The organism is Providencia sp. R33 (genome assembly GCF_019343475.1).
Taxonomy (GTDB): domain Bacteria; phylum Pseudomonadota; class Gammaproteobacteria; order Enterobacterales; family Enterobacteriaceae; genus Providencia.
Map to the genome: position 1 here is coordinate 3204752 of NZ_CP072453.1, position 18052 is coordinate 3222803.

The 18052-nt window shown below is 47.5% G+C and carries 14 protein-coding genes and 1 pseudogene; 1 reads left to right on the forward strand and 14 read right to left on the reverse strand.

Translation table 11 applies throughout. From position 1 onward, the window contains the following. Positions 1 to 63 precede the first annotated feature (63 nt). From J6836_RS22795 to J6836_RS15060, 10 genes and pseudogenes are all read right to left on the reverse strand, one after another. Positions 64 to 435, reverse strand: a pseudogene (locus J6836_RS22795) (formate hydrogenlyase maturation HycH family protein); the annotation flags it as partial. Continuing rightward, positions 428 to 1210, reverse strand: coding sequence for an NADH-quinone oxidoreductase subunit B family protein (locus J6836_RS15020; RefSeq protein ID WP_219244794.1), 783 nt, complete (start codon positions 1208 to 1210; stop codon positions 428 to 430). The pseudogene J6836_RS22795 and the gene J6836_RS15020, both read right to left, overlap by 8 nt. Next, positions 1210 to 1758, reverse strand: a complete 549-nt coding sequence (gene hyfH / locus J6836_RS15025; protein ID WP_219244795.1) for a hydrogenase 4 subunit H — start codon at positions 1756 to 1758, stop codon at positions 1210 to 1212. Before hyfH ends, J6836_RS15020 begins: the two co-directional genes overlap by 1 nt. 14 nt (positions 1759 to 1772) lie before the next feature. Continuing rightward, positions 1773 to 3506 (reverse strand): hydrogenase large subunit, encoded by a 1734-nt coding sequence (locus J6836_RS15030; RefSeq protein WP_219244796.1) that lies wholly within the window; start codon positions 3504 to 3506, stop codon positions 1773 to 1775. 1 nt (position 3507) lies between these two features. Then, on the reverse strand, positions 3508 to 5088 hold the full coding sequence (locus tag J6836_RS15035; RefSeq protein ID WP_219244797.1) for a hydrogenase 4 subunit F: 1581 nt from the start codon (positions 5086 to 5088) through the stop codon (positions 3508 to 3510). A 4-nt stretch (positions 5089 to 5092) separates the two neighbouring features. Further along, a complete protein-coding gene (gene hyfE / locus J6836_RS15040) occupies positions 5093 to 5743 on the reverse strand; it encodes a hydrogenase 4 membrane subunit (RefSeq protein WP_219244798.1) in 651 nt (216 codons plus the stop codon). A gap of 12 nt (positions 5744 to 5755) precedes the next feature. Beyond that, positions 5756 to 7198, reverse strand: coding sequence for a hydrogenase 4 subunit D (locus J6836_RS15045; RefSeq protein WP_219244799.1), 1443 nt, complete (start codon positions 7196 to 7198; stop codon positions 5756 to 5758). Positions 7199 to 7211: 13 nt separating this feature from the next. After that, the gene (locus J6836_RS15050) at positions 7212 to 8162 is read right to left on the reverse strand and encodes a respiratory chain complex I subunit 1 family protein (protein ID WP_273803476.1); all 951 of its coding nucleotides are present in this window, start codon (positions 8160 to 8162) and stop codon (positions 7212 to 7214) included. 11 nt (positions 8163 to 8173) lie between these two features. Beyond that, positions 8174 to 10189: a hydrogenase 4 subunit B gene (hyfB, locus tag J6836_RS15055; protein ID WP_219244800.1), complete on the reverse strand. Its 2016-nt coding sequence runs from the start codon at positions 10187 to 10189 to the stop codon at positions 8174 to 8176. A gap of 1 nt (position 10190) precedes the next feature. Continuing rightward, positions 10191 to 10808, reverse strand: coding sequence for a 4Fe-4S dicluster domain-containing protein (locus J6836_RS15060; RefSeq protein WP_219244801.1), 618 nt, complete (start codon positions 10806 to 10808; stop codon positions 10191 to 10193). 719 nt (positions 10809 to 11527) lie between these two features. Between J6836_RS15060 and J6836_RS15065 the strand changes: the two genes are divergently transcribed. Then, positions 11528 to 12934 carry a cytochrome c peroxidase gene (locus J6836_RS15065; protein WP_219244802.1) on the forward strand — a complete coding sequence of 469 codons (1407 nt, stop codon included), beginning with the start codon at positions 11528 to 11530 and terminating at the stop codon, positions 12932 to 12934. A 70-nt stretch (positions 12935 to 13004) separates the two neighbouring features. Here the strand turns inward: J6836_RS15065 and dmsD are convergent, their stop codons facing one another. The 4 genes from dmsD to J6836_RS15085 form a co-directional block, all read right to left on the reverse strand. Further along, on the reverse strand, positions 13005 to 13643 hold the full coding sequence (gene dmsD / locus J6836_RS15070; RefSeq protein ID WP_219244803.1) for a Tat proofreading chaperone DmsD: 639 nt from the start codon (positions 13641 to 13643) through the stop codon (positions 13005 to 13007). 63 nt (positions 13644 to 13706) lie between these two features. Next, complete coding sequence (locus J6836_RS15075) at positions 13707 to 14558, reverse strand: DmsC/YnfH family molybdoenzyme membrane anchor subunit (protein WP_219244804.1); 852 nt, start codon at positions 14556 to 14558, stop codon at positions 13707 to 13709. Position 14559: 1 nt separating this feature from the next. Continuing rightward, positions 14560 to 15177 (reverse strand): DMSO/selenate family reductase complex B subunit, encoded by a 618-nt coding sequence (locus J6836_RS15080; RefSeq protein WP_206083314.1) that lies wholly within the window; start codon positions 15175 to 15177, stop codon positions 14560 to 14562. Between the two features lie 14 nt (positions 15178 to 15191). Next, positions 15192 to 17627 carry a DMSO/selenate family reductase complex A subunit gene (locus J6836_RS15085; protein ID WP_219244805.1) on the reverse strand — a complete coding sequence of 812 codons (2436 nt, stop codon included), beginning with the start codon at positions 17625 to 17627 and terminating at the stop codon, positions 15192 to 15194. Between the last annotated feature and the right edge of the window lie 425 nt (positions 17628 to 18052).

An 18052-nucleotide genomic window follows, 5' to 3' on the forward strand; every position in this document is an offset into this window, starting at 1 on the left:
GCCCTGCCGCTTTACAATCAAATAAATCGCGGGTTCCCGCTCAATTTCGCCGAGAAGCTGGATCAGCGTTTTGCTCCACGCTTGATAAGGGGACTGCGGGTCTTTGGCAAAACCATCTAATGCCAACGCCAACATATTGGTATGGGTCGAGTCGATATTAATTTCACCAAAGGTGATTAAGCCTTGTAACTTACGACGAGCCTCCCCCTCAGGTAAGGCTTGAACCCAAGACTGATAGCCTGTTAGCGGGCAGACTAGCTCGGTTTTCAGGCAATCAATCATCCCAACGTGGTGGCCTATCGCCAACGAGTAATACATCACTTGCTGGGCATCTTCTGGAATGTCATCGTCACTGTCGACAAACTTTTGGCGCAAAGACCAAAAAAAGACTTCGCCTTCCGTTGGCGAAGAGCTAGCCGAAGCTGGACTAGTCATGAATGCCTCCTTGCTTCAACACAGCGACTAAATGGTTAACAATGTCACGCAAACGGGGGTCTTGCTCTTCGTTGAGCCACGTTTGTAACGTGCTTTGAACTTGGGCTGGGCTCGCCCCCTCCAATAAAGATAAAAACCGGTCGCTAATTTCACGGCCTTGGTAATAACCCGCTTGGCGGCGTGCTTCACGTTCGATCATCACCCGAGTGGCTAATGGAATTGATGGCAATATAAGCTCAACACGCTCATCGTCGGCTTCATGGTGGTCTTGCGCTGATAATTTTTGTTTCAGTAAGCCAAGCGCCACAGCAAAGCCATAAATGGTCGCCGCAGGGGTTGGCGGGCAACCTGGGATCCACACATCGATAGGCACGATGTGTTCGCTGCCACCCCACACGCAATACAGATCATGGAAAATACCGCCACCACAACCACAAGCCCCATAAGAGATACAAATTTTGGGGTCAGGTGCGGACTCATAAGCCCGCAATGCAGGCATGCGCATGGCGCGAGTAACCGCCCCAGTAAACAGCAAAATATCTGCGTGGCGAGGAGAGGCAACCACTTTGATCCCGAAGCGTTCTGCGTCAAAAACGGGGGTAATTGCTGAGAAAATTTCGATTTCGCAGCCATTACAACCACCGCAGTCAACACGGTACACATAGGCGGAACGCTTGATGTCTTTGAGCAGCGTGCTTTTCAGCTTAGCCACTTGCTCATCCAATTGAATAGGCCGACTAACATGATGATTAATAGGAATATCTGGCAGACTCATTATTTATCTCCCTCAATGTGCAAGCGGAAATTTTGGCGGCCATTGTTCAGCAAATTGTTTTTTTGTTTACAGGATGGGCAGGTTTCATACATCGGGCGTAGCGCCTCAATGCCGCTTTCCTCGATACCTGACGCCACCATTAACGCCATCGCGTAATCTACCGATTTTTTAGGAGCGAATGCTTCGCCACATTGGCGGCAATGTTGTAAGCGGAAGGTGCCTTTCATGTACAAGTCAGCCTTGTTCATGACTGCCGTTTCGAATTCTTCCGTTAGATGAATGGCGCGAGTTGGGCACACTTCTTCACAACGGGCGCAATAGATGCAGCGCCCGAGGAATAACTGCCAACGACGCTCACCGCTTGCTAAGTCAGTCTCCATGGTTAACGCATTGGCAGGACACGCTGAAATACAGGCGCCACAGGCAATGCATTGCTGCGGGTCATACTCGGGTTTACCGCGAAACCCGTGAGCCACTTCGAGAGGCTTGAACGGGTATTTCACCGTCGCCGTTCCTGCATTTTGAAGGGTTTTAAACAGTTTAAACATAATATGCCCTCCGCCTATTTCATTATCGACGTTTTACGGTCGATGCTGTGCTGCTCAAGTTCTTTGTATGCCACGGTTTTGGCTTTGCGTTTTTTCACGTCCACCAGCGTCACACGGTCAGTACAAGAGTAACAAGGGTCAAGGCTACCAATGATCAGCGGCGCATCGGAAACCGTATTACCTTGCAACATATAACGCAGCACTGGCCAGTTGGCATAGGTCGCCGCACGACAACGCCAGCGGTACAGTTTTTGGTTATCCCCTAACATGCTCCAGTGAACATCCTCCCCACGCGGCGCTTCCGTATAACCCAGCGCAAATTTATGGGGCTGATAAGTAAAGCCTTCCGTGAGGATTGGCCCTTCTGGCATGTTATCTAGCGCGTATTCAATCATCGACAAGGAATCCAGCGTTTCTTTAATACGCACCATCACCCTTGAATAGACATCGCAACCATCAAGGCTGAATAAGGTTTTTGGCAGGTTGCCATAATCAGCAAATGGGTGATCAAAGCGCACATCGCGTTTAAAACCGCTCGCGCGGATCATCGGCCCCACAGGGCTGTAATCACGGGCAATTTGTGGCTCTAAACGCCCTACGCCGACAGTACGTTGTTCCATATTTGGCGTGCTCAGTAACATGTCCACCAATTGGGTTACATCACGGCGCATCTCCTGCACCAACTGAATGGTTTTCACACGCTGTTCTTTGAGGAAATCACGGCGAACGCCGCCAATCAGGTTCGTGCCGTACGTTTTACGTGCGCCTGTTAGCAATTCCGCCATGGTCATGGATTTTTCACGCACGCGGAAAAACTGCATAAACCCCGTGTCGAAACCTGTAAAGTGGCTTGCGAGGCCAATATTCAATAAGTGGCTGTGAAGGCGTTCAACTTCTAAAAGCACACTACGAATGGTGTGCGCACGTTGCGGTACATAAATACCAAGGGCATTTTCTACCGATGAGGTGTATGCCACGCTATGAGTAAAACCACAAATTCCGCAAACACGGTCAGATAAAAACGTGACTTCGTTATAGCCCATGCGGGTTTCTGCCAGTTTTTCCATCCCACGGTGGACATAGAACATACGGTAATCTGCATCGACAATACGTTCGCCATCAACGAATAAGCGGAAGTGCCCAGGTTCATCGGAGGTGATATGCAGCGGGCCAATGGGTACAACACGGCTTTGGGTTTTGCTGTCGTTAATAAACTCGTAAGTTTCAGTGTCTGTGGTTGGCGCAGGGCGCTGGCGATAATCCATGGTGTCTTTGCGCAGCGGGTATAAATCTTCCGGCCAATCATCAGGTAACACTAAACGGCGCTCATCGGGCAAGCCAACGGGGCGCAGGCCGTACATATCGCGAATTTCGCGCTCCCCCCAGACCGCCGCAGGGACACGCGGCGTCACAGACGGGAACTCTTGGGTAATTGGGCTAACAAAGGCTTTCACTGTCACCCAACATTTTTCCCCTTCTTCCATAGAAAGCGCGTAATACACGGCAAATTGGCCATTGAGTGGGCGTTCATCATTGCCCCATAAAACTGGTAACCAACCGCCACAGCCGTAGTAAAGAAACTCCACCACCTCAGGCAGCATATCCGTTTTCACCGTAATGGTGAGCTGATTAGCGGTTTGCCACTCTTCATCCAGCACCGCATGGGGAAATTTCTCGCGCACTTGTGCCAGATAGCCAACGCCTTTGCGAACGCCTTGAAGGGTATCTGTATAGTTCTGATAGCTCACGTTATTTCTCCTGCACTGATGCGGTAGAGGCGCTAACACCCCACGGCCATTGGTAATGTAATTGAGTTGATTCTGTTGAAGTTGCCGCGCTATCGGTTAATACAATAGTGGCGGCATTTTCGAGTAAGCGGCTAACCGGTTGTGGAATGTGGGTTCCCATCACTAACATCAATACGATGAGAATTGCCATTGGCAATGTCGTTAAAATACCCAGCTCACCACGAGACACACAGTCGGGTTGCTCACCAAATAAGGTTTTCGAGATCATGCGCACCAACCCGCCTAACACGATAGTGATCAACACCAAAACCAGCAGGGTTAACCAGAAATGATTAGCGGCGATCCCCGCGACCACAATCATGAATTCGCTGAGGAAAATATTGAATGGCGGCATACCGCCCAGAGCCAATGCGCCGCCGGCAAACACCACTGCCGTAAATGGCATAGTACGCAGTAAGCCTTTCACCACGGTGATATCTCGCGTGCCGTATTTCAGTAAAACGTTCCCTGAACCGCAGAACAGCAAGGTTTTACCCAAGCTATGGTTCAAGGTGTGCAGCAAGGCCGCTAACACCCCTAATGGGCCACCAATACCCAATGCCACTGCAATCAGCCCCATGTTTTCCACACTGGAATAGGCCAGCAGACGTTTCATGTCTTTTTGCACTAAGATGAAAAATGCGGCAACGGCCACTGAGAGCAAGCCGAATACCAGCAATAGCGTTTGAGTGAACTCACCGCCAATCGCGGAGGTTACGATGATGTAGTAGCGAATGATGATCAGCAGCGCGCAATTAAGCAGTACCGCAGAAAGTAACGCAGAGGTTGGGCTTGGTGCTTCACTGTGTGCATCGGGTAACCAAGCGTGCATTGGGAACAAGCCCGTTTTGGTACCAAAACCAATCAGCACGAAAACAAACGCTAAATGCATCAGGGTTGGGTCAAGCAGTTCAGTGTATTTCAGCACTTCGGTCCAGAAAATGGCGAGCTCAGGGTTTGGCATCACATTGACCGCATTGGCGTACACCAAAATTGTCCCAAACAGGCCAAATGCCACGCCCACGCTACAAATAATGATGTATTTCCACGCCGCTTCCAGTGACGAACGCTGCCCATAAATCCCCACTAAGAACGCCGAGCTCAGTGTGGTCGCTTCCACCGCTGCCCACATTAAAATCAGGTTATTACTGGTGATCACCAACAGCATGGTAAATAAGAACAGGTGGAAGAAACCATAGTAATTACATAAGGTTCCTACACTGATCTCGCCATCTGCCACTTCGTGATTCATATAGCCGATGGAATATAACCCCGTTAAGAAGCCGACAATACCTAAAATAGCGAGAAATAACCCTGCAAGGCTATCGAGGTGGATCCAGTTCCCCGCCATCAGCAAATCACCGACCTCACTGATGGTATTGACCATCCACAGTGACAAAACCAATAGCGCCACAATGCCGACGGTATGCACCAATGTAACTGCGGGTTTTGCGCCGCTGCCTAGCAATCGGCACGCAAAGGCCAGCAGTGAAATCACCAACGGCGTTGCCATTAATAACGTTAACAACATACTTTGACTCATCTCATCACCCCTTCAGCGCGGTCAGTTGATCCACGTTCAGTGTGTTGAGCGTGCGATAAATTTTACGCGCCAGTACCGCCATGATAATCACAGCGAAAATCGCATCGGTGGCGATACCAATTTCCACCAGCTCGGGCGCTTTATAAGCCAGTAAGGCCAAGGTCAAGTGAGAGCCATTTTCCATCAAGCAGTAACCAAACGCCTGTTTGAGGATATTGCGCTGTGTGACGATGCACAGCAGGCCTAACATAAAGTGACCGAGGGAAACCGCTAACGCAGGTTTTAGCTCTGTGGCAATCGGCAATTTGATAGGCTCGACCACAAACCAGCACAGCACCACAATCACCGCCGCGGCTAACATCAACCATGCAGGGCTAATCACCCCGCCATTGGCTGACGGGTCTGACAGCTTGCGAAATGCATAACCTAAGATTACAGGGACTAAAATCACCTTAGTGATAAATGCCGACCCCGCCCACATAGCGAGTTCAGGGGCATTCAAGGTATAGGATAAGGTGCCAAAAATCGCCACTAACACCAGCGATTGCAAGGCATAGAACCAACACGAGGTCACAGGACGCTTCGCCCCGATAACCAACAGCGAGGTGATCATCATCAATCCCGCTAAATTATTCACAATCATGGAACCAGTCATACTTTCTCTCCCTTAATTGAGCCAGATGACGGCTATCACGCTCGAACCGAAGGACATCACGATCAGTAAACCGATCACCCACTGCATCGCCCATGGCACAGCACTGCCGTTTGCCACATCTTCACTTGGCTCACCGGGCACCACTTTGCCGAACCAGTACAGTAGCCATGCAAAGCTAGCGACCGATTCAATCAACACCAGCACCATAATTGGTGTGAGGATCCAGAAGTGTTCAGAAAGGGCGAAGCCTGCCGCGAAGATAGGGAATTTGCTGAAGAAGCCGTTAAGCGGTGGTACCCCTGCAATTGCCAGTGCGGCAACGCAGAAACCAACACCCAACAGCGGGTAACGTTTTGCTAAGCCGCGTAAACGTGGCAGCATCCGTGTTCCGCAGCTATAACTCAGCGCACCCGCAACGAGGAAGAACAAGCTTTTGGCAAACGCGTGGTTGAAGATATAGGCGATACCGCCTTGGAAAGCTTCTTTCGACCCAAAGACAGATAACGACAGGGCAAGGAAGATGTAAGCCAGTTGAGTGATGGTTGACCATGCCAGCAGGCGTTTCATATCCTTTTGTGGCAGGTACATCATAAAACCATACACCAGCGTGATAACTGCCATCACCACACCTACCCAACCAATGATTTCAGGCACATGATCCGAGGACATCAAGCTACGGGCGAAGATATACACCCCGACTTTCACCATTGATGCCGCATGTAAGTAAGCACTCACTGGGGTAGGTGCTTCCATGGCATCAGGCAACCACGCTTGCAGAGGCAGTTGAGCTGATTTCCCCCACGCAGCGAATAAAATCCCACCAAACACAATCAAACTTGCAGACTCATTGAGCTGGCCAATGGCGCTCAGCGCGAATGTCCCTGTGTTGATAAATAAAGTGGCAGCAGCTAAATACAGCCCTAACGAACCAATGTGAGTGATAAGCAGCGCTTTCATCGCACTGCGTTGGGATTTTTCAGTTTGGTAATAACCAATCAATGCCCAAGAACATCCCCCCGTAATTTCGAAGAAGACTAACTGGCCTAAAATGGTGGAAGATAACACCACACCAGCCATTGCCCCGATAAATACCAGCAAGAATGCATAATAACGACGAGTTGGCCCATGGGCGTGCTCGCGGTTCCCCTCAGTTAAATAACCCGTTGAATATAAACAGATTAAGAAACCTAAGAACACGACTGCAAAGGCAATCAACGTGCTAACGCCGTCAATGGTGAAGCCGAATAGCTCGACATCCCCTGCTTGGATCAGGGTCAGCGTCGTGGCCACTTTGCCACCGGATAAATACAACCAGCCGAGTATCCCCGTACCGATTGAGGCAATCAGTGCAACAACGGTGCTCAGCCACGGTGCCATACGAGTGGGTAAGCTACTCACCAGAAATGCACCAATAAAGGGAATAAGTAGCGTGGCGAGTGCAATATTTTCTAACATGCTGTGTCGCTCCTTATAGGCCAGTGAGGTAAAAAACGAATCCGAGTGCCGCAACACCGAACCCTAACCACGTCACATGGTGCGTCAGTAAAAAACGCCCACGCGCCAGACTGTTTTCCACCAGCGACGCCAGCACAAAAATCACCAGTAATTTCACCAGCAACAGCACTAACGCAATCAGCAAGCTGCCCACCGTCAACACACTGGCATTGCCAAATGGGAAGAAGATGGATAAAAACAGTACCGCCACAATCACTTGTTTGAGGCCAATGCCCCATTTCACCAACGCTAAACCTGAACCTGAGTACTCCGTTAATGGCCCTTCTTGAAGCTCTTGCTCTGCTTCTGCCACGTCAAACGGGATTTTCCCCATTTCAATAAAGGTGGCGAAACCACACGCTAACAAGGCTAAAAAAGTGGCGGTGGGCGAAATCCAGCCTTCACTCATCACCGAGCTAATGGTGCCGATATTGGTTGAGCCAGCAATCAGCGCCACCACCAATAGGCCAAGGAATAAAATCGGTTCGACTAATACCCCAAGCGTGAGCTCACGGCTTGCGCCAATCCCTGCAAACGGGCTACCCGTGTCCAAACCTGAGAGTGAAAAGAAAAAACGGAACAGCGCAAAAATGTACAGCACGATAATTAAGTCACCCGCCCCACTAAACAGCGAGTTCAACGTGAAAACGGGCAAAGCCATCGCTAACAACAACATGCTGCCAAGCAGCACATACGGCATGATACGAAAGATAGCCCCTGAGTCACGAGGCGCAACGGATTGGCGTTTTAGCAGTTTGATAATATCGCGATAATCCTGCCAAATACCGGGGCCTTGGCGCGAGTGCATTTTGGCGCGAATTTGCCGTGAAATACCGGTGAATAACGGGGTTAACAGCAGCAAAATAACGGCTTGAATTACGGCAAAGAACCCCATCATCAACGTCGGTGTTTCTTGAATTGTCATGGTTTCTCCCCTTACGCCGCGATCACGACGAGCAGCACCACTAACGCAGCAACGACATACAGGCAATACAACCTGAAGTCCCCGCCTTGTAAGCACTGCATGCGCTTCGCAATTCGATTAATACAACGGACGAACGGGTAAATAATTTTCTCATCCCAGAAAGGCTCAACTTTCCCCGCCCCTGCTTTCGTCACTTCTAAGGTTTGTGCTAACCGCGCCGATGGGTCGAGTTGCTCACGCATACGGTACAACGGCGCAAACATAGAACGCAGCGGTTGAGTAAAGCCCCCCGCAGACACTGACATGTCTTTTTCCCACGCGTAGCCACATGCCCACGCATCACCTTTACGGCGAAAGCCCATTTGTTTGCCTTTGAATGCCAAGTAAATAATGAACGGAATAAGCGGTAAGGCGAGCAACAGAACGAAGGTCATCGCTGGGGAGATCATCGCTTGTGCCGCGCTATCTGGCATGAGCATCGCCCCTTGGGCAACGGTAATATCCGTGGCGCTGGTTAATGACATCGCCACATTCGCCAATACGGGGGCAATCACGCTGGCACCCACACCTAAAACCACACAGATAGCCGCTAAAATCAGCATCGCCGCGGTCATTGTCCAAGGCACTTCCCGTGCTTTGGTGGCTTGTTCGCTACGCGCGCCACCACAGAAACTGACCCCGTACACTTTCACAAAACACATCGCCGCCAACGCCCCTGTGATGGCTAACATCACAATAGCGATAGGACCACTGATACGCATGATGAATGTGCCTTCGTGGCTCATTGAGAAAAGGGATTGATAGGTGTACCACTCACTGACAAAACCGTTTAAAGGCGGTAACGCTGAAATCGCCATACAACCGATTAAAAAGGCGGTTGCCGTCAATGGCATTAGTTTCGCTAACCCGCCCATTTTTTCCATATCGCGGGTATGAATACGGTAAATCACCGCTCCAGCCCCAAGGAATAACAACCCTTTAAATACCGCGTGGTTGAGCAAGTGGTAAACCGCACCGAGCAGGCCAATAGTTGCTAACACTGGCATGTTATTTGCCATACCAACCATGCCAACACCAACGCCCATCAAAATAATCCCAATATTTTCAACGGTATGCCAAGCGAGTAAGCGCTTAATATCGTGCTCTGCCAGTGCGTACATCACCCCAAGGACAGAAGACACCGCGCCGAAAGCCAACACCACAATACCCCACCAGCCTTGGGTGGCACCTAGCAGGTCGATACCCACTTTGATGATCCCAAAGATACCGATTTTCACCATCACTCCTGACATCAAAGCAGAGGCATGTGACGGTGCTGCGGGGTGAGCTTGCGGTAACCAGCTGTGCAATGGGAGCATCCCTGCCTTGGCGCCAAAGCCAAAAAATCCCAATAAGAACACAACCGATGCCATGGTTGGTGAAAGAGTCAATTGACGGAAGGAGTCGAAATCTAAGCTGCCACTTTGTCGCCACATTAAGAAGAAGGCTATCATGATTAAAATCGACCCAGCGTGGGCAATAAAGAAATACAGCAGGCCAGCACGAATCGATTTGTCATCTTGGTCAGCAATAACCAAGAACCAAGAAGCGAGTGACATCATTTCGAATAAGATAATGAAATAGAACGCATTATCCATCACCACCAAGGCGACCATCGAGGCGATAAACAGATTGAGAAAGAAGCCCATGCTCCACGCCCCACGTCCGTAATATTCTTGAACATAGTTCAGTGAATATAGGGCGCTGACGGTGACCAACAACGAAATCACCATCACCATAAAGGCGGCTAAGCTATCCATTCGCACCACAAAATGGGCAAAGGGGAATGGCCCTTGTGCCATATACGTCAGCACTTCGCCATTCATTAAAACGGGAATGGCGCTGCATAACCCCAATAAGCCACCAATAATGGCTGAAATCCCCGCCACATAAATGGCAATTTTTTCTTGGCGCTTAAACAGCAGCGAGGCGAACCCGCCGACGGTATATAAGGCAATTGACCACAAAAGTAATTGAAGCGCTGTCATGTTAGAGGTTCTCCTGCCGTGAGACAAAAATGTCGAACTCCGGCGGCATCGCATCGACAGACGCATTGCGGCGTTTCGCACTTTCGTTTTCCAATTGGTTTTCCTCAACCAGATGGAGGGCATCGGTTGGGCAAACCTTCACACATGCAGGGCCATCTTCGCTAAAATCACATAAATCGCATTTCACGGCGATATTGCGAATACCCGCATTCCACGCTAAGAATGGGTTCATGGTCGGCAAGCTGTCTGGCACATCGAGCAGCATTTCTTTCGGCACATATTGCTCAAAGAAATCAGGCATATCGACAGGTTTACTACCCGATGGCGTAATCGCCCCAAACGGGCACACTAGGCCGCAAAGCTTACAGCCAATGCACAGGCTCTCATTCAATACGATCATGTCATTTTCATGTGTAATCGCATTCACTGGGCACACCCGCGCACACGGTGCATCGTCACACTGACGGCACAGCATCGGGGCGGTTAGCTCTCCTACTTTCACCACACTTAGTCTCGGATGTGATTGTAATCCCTGTGCTTTATGTGTTTCTGAGCATGCAGCCATACAGGTATTACATCCGATACAGAGTTGCGGGTCGGCAATCACAAAGCGATTCATTCGCCTTACCCTCCAATCAAATTGGTCGAATTATTCATATTGATGGAGTTGTATTAGCATATTTCATGCCATGATTATTTTTGTTATTTATCAATAGATTAAATAAAGACCTTGGAAGGTTCGACACTAATGACGATGAAGTGAGGGCGGCAAATGGCCATTATCGACACGCATCTACATCAAAAAATATTTTCGGAGGGAATGAATTTTAGGTGAGAATTTACTGGCTGAATTATTTTTAACGATTTCACGGTAATAAAATAAAAATAATGCGCTATTTTTACATCATTATTTTTAATTTATGCTTTATTTATTTCTTTATTTGATTCCTTTTAAATATGCATTTGATTTGCAATAAATATAAAACCTGACTTAAATTATATTGAAATTGGTTAGATTTACTTAATTTATTTGAATTAATAGCAAAGTCATCATTAATGACCAGTCAGCAATAAATGATAATTTCAAATAAAAATAAAATCACAAAAACAAATATAACTCAATAAAATCACCTAGTTGCGATAAATAAAAAACGATAAAAATATATTTTATTCTTATTGATAGGTAAATCTTATTTCATCAATCGATTAAACCAATGGTTATTATTGATAAAAATCAAGAACCATTTTGCTTTATTTACCCATCATAGTCCGGCTGTAGAATTATATTAACTAAAAATATTTAATTATATTTGACCGCAATCTTCCAAGGATAGTGTAATGAAAAAACTTACTCGCATTACGGTCGCTGTCATATTTTTGCTTTTACTCGGTTATTTTGGGTTATCGGGATATGTGTGGTACCACGATGATCAACGAAGACAAAATAATGACATTCAGACATCTAAAATTGCAGAAAATAATCAAGTCCTCCAATTCTTTGCCGAAAAAGGATGCGATTACTGTCACACGCCGTCAACTGACTTACCTGCTTATGCCTCATTTCCAATTGCTAAACAACTGATGGAGTACGATATTCAGCTGGGTTATAAGTCCTTTAACCTTGAAGCTGCTCGTGCTGCGTTAATTGCTGGGGAACCGGTTCCTCAAAGCGAATTGAATAAAATTGAGTGGGTGATGCAGAACCACACCATGCCACCAACACGCTATGTCGCACTGCACTGGGCAAGTAGCGTAAGTGACGAAGAACGCAATAAATTACTCGGTTGGATTGCGAAGCAACGCGCAGAGCATTATGCCACCGAGGACACCGCGGCGGAGCACCGCAATGAGCCAATCCAACCAATTCCAAAATCACTGGATGTGGATGATAAGAAAGTGGCATTAGGCTTTCGCCTGTACCATGACGCTCGCTTGTCAGGGGACAGCACCATCTCTTGTGCTCACTGTCACGCACTAAACGCGGGTGGTGTTGATGGTCGTAAAACCTCTATCGGTGTTGGCGGTGCCGTTGGCCCAATCAACGCACCAACTGTGTTCAACTCTGTGTTTAACGTCGAGCAATTCTGGGATGGTCGTGCCCCTGACTTACAAGCACAAGCGGGTGGCCCACCATTAAACCCAATCGAAATGGCGTCCAAATCATGGGATGAAATCATTGTAAAACTGGATAAAGACCCGGTATTAAAACAGGATTTCAATGCGGTTTACCCTGAAGGGTTTACGGGCGACAGCATCACAGATGCCATCGCGGAATTCGAAAAAACCTTAATCACCCCAGATTCACCATTCGATAATTGGTTACGTGGCGATAGCACTGCACTGACAGCGCAACAGTTGCATGGTTACCAATTATTTAAAGAGAATAAATGTGCGACCTGCCACGGTGGCGTGATCCTCGGTGGTCGTTCTTTTGAACCGTTAGGTTTGAAGAAAGACTATGAATTTGGTGAAGTCACTGCACAAGACATTGGCCGCATGAATGTCACCTCTGAGGAACGCGATAAACTGCGCCAGAAAGTCCCAACCCTGCGTAATGTTGAGTTAACCGCACCGTATTTCCACCGTGGTGATGTAGCAAGCTTAGATGAAGCAGTCAAACTGATGCTGCGTTATCAAGTGGGTAAAGAGTTACCACAAAAAGATGTTGACGATATTGTCGCCTTCCTGAAGAGCTTAACGGGTGTTTACACACCGTATGTCTCACAAAACGAAGCGCAACAATGATTGATTGAATAATCGTTGCATAGCACCGTTGGCCTAGGCTACGGTGCTATTTTTTTGGATAGACGATGTGTTACTCAGGCACATTCCCTTTGTAATACACCGTTTTTTGCATAATGGGTAAAGATAATTGCTTTTGAATTCCCGCTAGTGTTTCTTGCGTTAGCATGGCGAGCCCACGGTAAAAATTGCTGTTAGCTTGCGTGGCGAAAACATCAAGAAAATGTGCTGACCATGGTAAAAGGTGCCACGCTAGCAATTCCTCAAGGTCATTGTGCCTATCTTGCTCCGCCAGCCATGCGGCTAACATCAAAATCAAACCAATATGGTCTTCTGGCTCTTTTTGCGTTGTGGCAGGTTCAATACCTTTTGAACGCATCCATTGGCGCAGCTCAACGGTGGAATCCCCAAAAATAATATTTTCTTTATCTAACCACACTGAGCCCCAAGGTGGTGCAGGTAAGGCATAGGGGCCGATAAATAACCGCTGCCACGCTTCATCAAGTGGCTCATTTTGTTTTGTTGAATCTGCAAATAATGCGTTAATTTCATTGAGTGATGCCAACGCAAATGGCCACTCTTCATGCCATGTTGGCTCTCGCAAAATCGCGATAAGCTCCGCGTTATTTTCACTGTCTGGAGCAAAATAAAATAAAGAACCCAAAACCCGCCCCGTTACAGCAACGTGTTCAAGAAATTGCGCATCATGCATATTGATTGTCTCTGCGTTTTCAACGTAGGGAAACTGGCTCCCTACGTTGAGATGTTTTACCGATTAGGCGACTGCCATTCCTACTGTCATATGTAGACCATAGAACAGCCCGCGTCCAATTAATTCACCGAACAACACTAATAATGTGCCGATGAACAAACTGATAACGGATGGCTGGTTTTGCTTCATTAGCGGTATAATCCATAACATCAAACCAAGGCTTGTTGCCACTAAACGAACCATTTGCAGCGTACCAAAATCAGGCACTAATGCACTCGCACTTTGCACCGACGTTGCTATCAGCGCAATTTCACCACTTTGTACCAGCACAAATGCAATCGTAACCACATACGCCACGATGCTAATCAGTGCGAGTCGCCCACTGTGACACGGGAACTTGGCAATACGTAATAACAGCGTGCCGAGTATCGGCCCCACCACAAAGGCCGTCATAAAGAAGCCAATCGTGGTGTGTGGCGTGTTCCATGTCGGGACGGTGCTTATCATATAAACGCGAGTCATTGCCCAGACAAATAGCAGCCCCATCGCCATCGTAACCAGCAACCAAATTTTGCCGAGTCCTTCAGGCATTTTTTTCAGCGCCGCCAGCAGCCACCATAAGCCCCCTAATGCAAAAAAGAGGGAGCCAAACAGTACTTCATTACTGAGTGACGATGAAAAAACACGGTTCATTGAGTTAAACGCACGTAGCGGCGAGCCCATATGCATCATGGAAGCCAAGAACCCTAAGCCCATCAGCACCCACAAAGCCAGCATCGCATTCACAATACGTTGCTTTTGTAGTTTATCATCCGTCGATAACCACGCGAGACCTGTGACAATCAGTGCGCCCGCAATACTTTGTCCTAATACCGTAAACAGGATCAGCGGCCATTCATGTAATCCGTTGCCCATCTTATACCTCCCTTGGGTTAGCTAAGTGGCCCGTGGTATCGTTCACTGGGCGGCTATTGGCATTCGGCTTAATGACAATATTCGGTTTGGTGTAATGCGCTTCTGGCAATGGCGCGATTTCTGCCAATGTGCCATAGGTTTTACGCAGCTCTTCGATTGGGCCAAAATCCAACGCACGCAGCGGGCAAGATTCGGCACAAATCGGTTTTTTCCCTTCAGCCACACGCTCATAACAGCCATCACATTTTGTCATGTGCCCTTTTTCGGCATTAAACTGTGGCGCACCATATGGGCATGCCATGTGGCAGTAACGGCAACCGATACAAACACTTTCATCCACCACTACAAAGCCGTCTTCGCGCTTATGCATTGCGCCACTTGGGCACACTTTGACGCACGCAGGGTCTTCACAGTGGTTGCACGAAATTGACAAGTAATAACTAAACACATTTTGGTGCCAGACGCCGTTATCTTCTTGCCAGTCACCGCCCGTGTACTCGTAAATGCGCCTAAAATTCACTTCAGGAGATAAATTTTTGTAGTCTTTGCACGCTAATTCGCACGTTTTACACCCCGTACAACGGGCTGAATCAATATAAAAACCATATTGTGTTGTCATGATTTATCCCCTCCCTATACCCGAGCTACTTCAACAAGATTACTGTGCTGCGGGTTGCCTTTTGCCAGCGGCGACGGGCGCTGCGTGGTCAGAACGTTAAGGCTTCCCCCATGGTCTATCTTGTTTTCATCTGGCGCATACCACGCCCCTTCCCCCATTGCGACAACACCTGGGATGATCCGCGGTGTCACTTTGGCATTGATGTGCACTTCACCACGATCATTGAAAATACGCACCATATCGCCATTTTTGATATTGCGACGCGCAGCATCAATCGGGTTGATCCACATTTCTTGTAAACACGCGGCTTTAATCACGTCGACGTTGCCATACGTAGAGTGAACACGGGATTTATAATGGAAGCCGCTCAATTGCAGCGGGTATTGCTCGGTCAGTTTGTCCTCATGGCTTTCAAAGCCCGGGGAATACATCGGGATAGCCGAAATTAAGTCACCTTCTTCAAGGGTCCACGTTTTCGCGATATCCGCTAAGCGGTCAGAGTAAATCTCAATTTTACCCGATGGGGTATTTAGTGGGTTCGCTATTGGGTCTTCGCGGAACGCTTTGTGTGCCACGACATGCCCTTGCGGGTTCATTTTTTTGTAGATCCCTTGCTGCTGGAAAGTTTCAAAATCTGGTAACTCAGGCAGTTTTTCTCTTGAAATTTCATACAGATGGCGCAACCATTCTTCTTGTGTACGCCCTTCGGTGAACTTATCTTCAACCCCCATACGACGGGCGATTTCTGTACACATCTCATACACAGTTTTGCTTTCAAAACGTGGTTCAATGGCTTGGCTGGCAAAAATCACGTAGCCCATGTTACTGGCGGCACCATCAAGACAAAAATCCATTTGTTCCGATGCGGTGCAATCTGGCAGAAGAATATCCGCATATTTTGCCGATGCAGTCATGTGGTTATCAATCACCACAATCATTTCGCATTTTTTATCATCCTGAAGAATGTCATGGGTCTTATTGATATCAGAATGCTGGTTAATCAAGCTGTTACTGGCGTAGTTCCAAATAAATTTAATTGGCACGTCCAGTTTATCTTTACCACGAACACCATCATGGGTTGCCGTCATTTCAGGGCCACGTTCAATGGCGTCCGTCCATAAAAACACCGAAATACTGGTTTTAACAGGGTTCTCAAGGGTTGGCATCCGCTCAAAGGGGATATCGTAATTACCTTCACGCGCCCCTGTATTCCCTCCGCTAATTCCCACGTTCCCCGTTAAAATCGGTAACATGGCAATCGCACGAGCAGTTTGCTCACCGTTTGAATGGCGCTGCGGCCCCCAGCCTTGGCTGATATAAGCAGGCTTCGCACTACCGATTTCTCGCGCTAGTTTGATAATTTTATCGGCAGGGATACCGGTAATTTTTGCTGCCCATTGAGGCGTTTTTTCAATGCCATCATCCCCTTGCCCTAAAATATAGGCTTTGTAATGGCTATTTTTTGGTGCATTCGCAGGGAGCGTTTTTTCGTCATATCCAACGCAATATTTGTCTAAGAATGGCTGATCAACCAAATCTTCCGTGATCAATACATGGGCAAGCCCCGCCACTAATGCGGCATCAGTACCCGGACGAATTGGGATCCACTCATCTTCACGCCCTGCGGCGGTGTCAGTATAACGAGGGTCGATAACAATCATTCGTGCATTGGAACGCTCACGTGCCTGCTCTAATTGGTAAGTGATCCCCCCGCCGCTCATCCGTGTTTCAGCTGGGTTATTTCCGAACAACACCACCAATTTAGAATTTTCGATATCAGAAACGCTGTTACCCGCGCCACTGCCGTAGGTATACGGCATTGCGCAGCTAATTTGTGCTGTGCTGTATGTACCATAATGGTTTAAATAACCACCGGTGCAGTTCATTAAACGCGCAATTGGCGAGTTAGCAGGCGGCCATGAACGCGCAACAGTACCGCCCAAGGTACCTGTCCCGTAGTTTAAATAGACGGCTTCATTGCCGTAATCTTTAATAATACGTTTGAGATTGCCGCTAATGAGGTCGTATGCTTCTTCCCAACTAATTTGCTTAAATTTTCCCTCACCACGCGCACCAACACGCAGCATTGGGTATTTCAATCGGTCAGGATTATACACACGGCGACGCATGGAACGACCACGCAGACAAGCTTTAACTTGGTGCTTATCACCATACACGTCATCCCCTGTATTATCGGTTTCAACGTATTTGATTTCACCATCCACCACGTGCATACGCAGCGGACAACGGCTTCCACAGTTAACGGTACACGCACTCCAGACAATTTTTTCTTCAGGGGTTGGCATCGCTTCAGTAGCATTGGCGACATTGCTAAAAGGTAAACTTAATGCACCGCTAGCAAGCGCAAGCCCGCCCACAGTGCTGGTTTGCATTAGTTTTCGACGGCTGATCTCCGATTGGAGTAACCCATCAGATAATGCTTTATCCATATCTGCCTCACTTAACATTGCTTCTTAAAGTTATAAAATAATTTTTTGTAATTTATTTTTGGTATTTTCACTTCTCTGATTTCAATCGTTATTTTATAGCGGGCATATAGATAGGTATTGTGCGCGATCAATTATTCCATACAAAAACAAGGGTTTTGTGTGTGCTCATAACTCACTTAAAAAAGGCAGATTTTTTATTGTTTTTCAAAATAATATAAAAGTATGAAATCCTCATTTTGTTATTAAAGAATGACAGAAAAACTGTTCTTTCAATAAATTGAAATATCTTTTTATCATGGGTCATCATGAAAATAATTAACTACCTTTAAATATGAAAGTAATTATTTAATATTAATTAAATCAATATTTATAGATAATCTAAATTTGAAATCATGATGAAATATGAAGTGCCTCTCGTCTTTGAA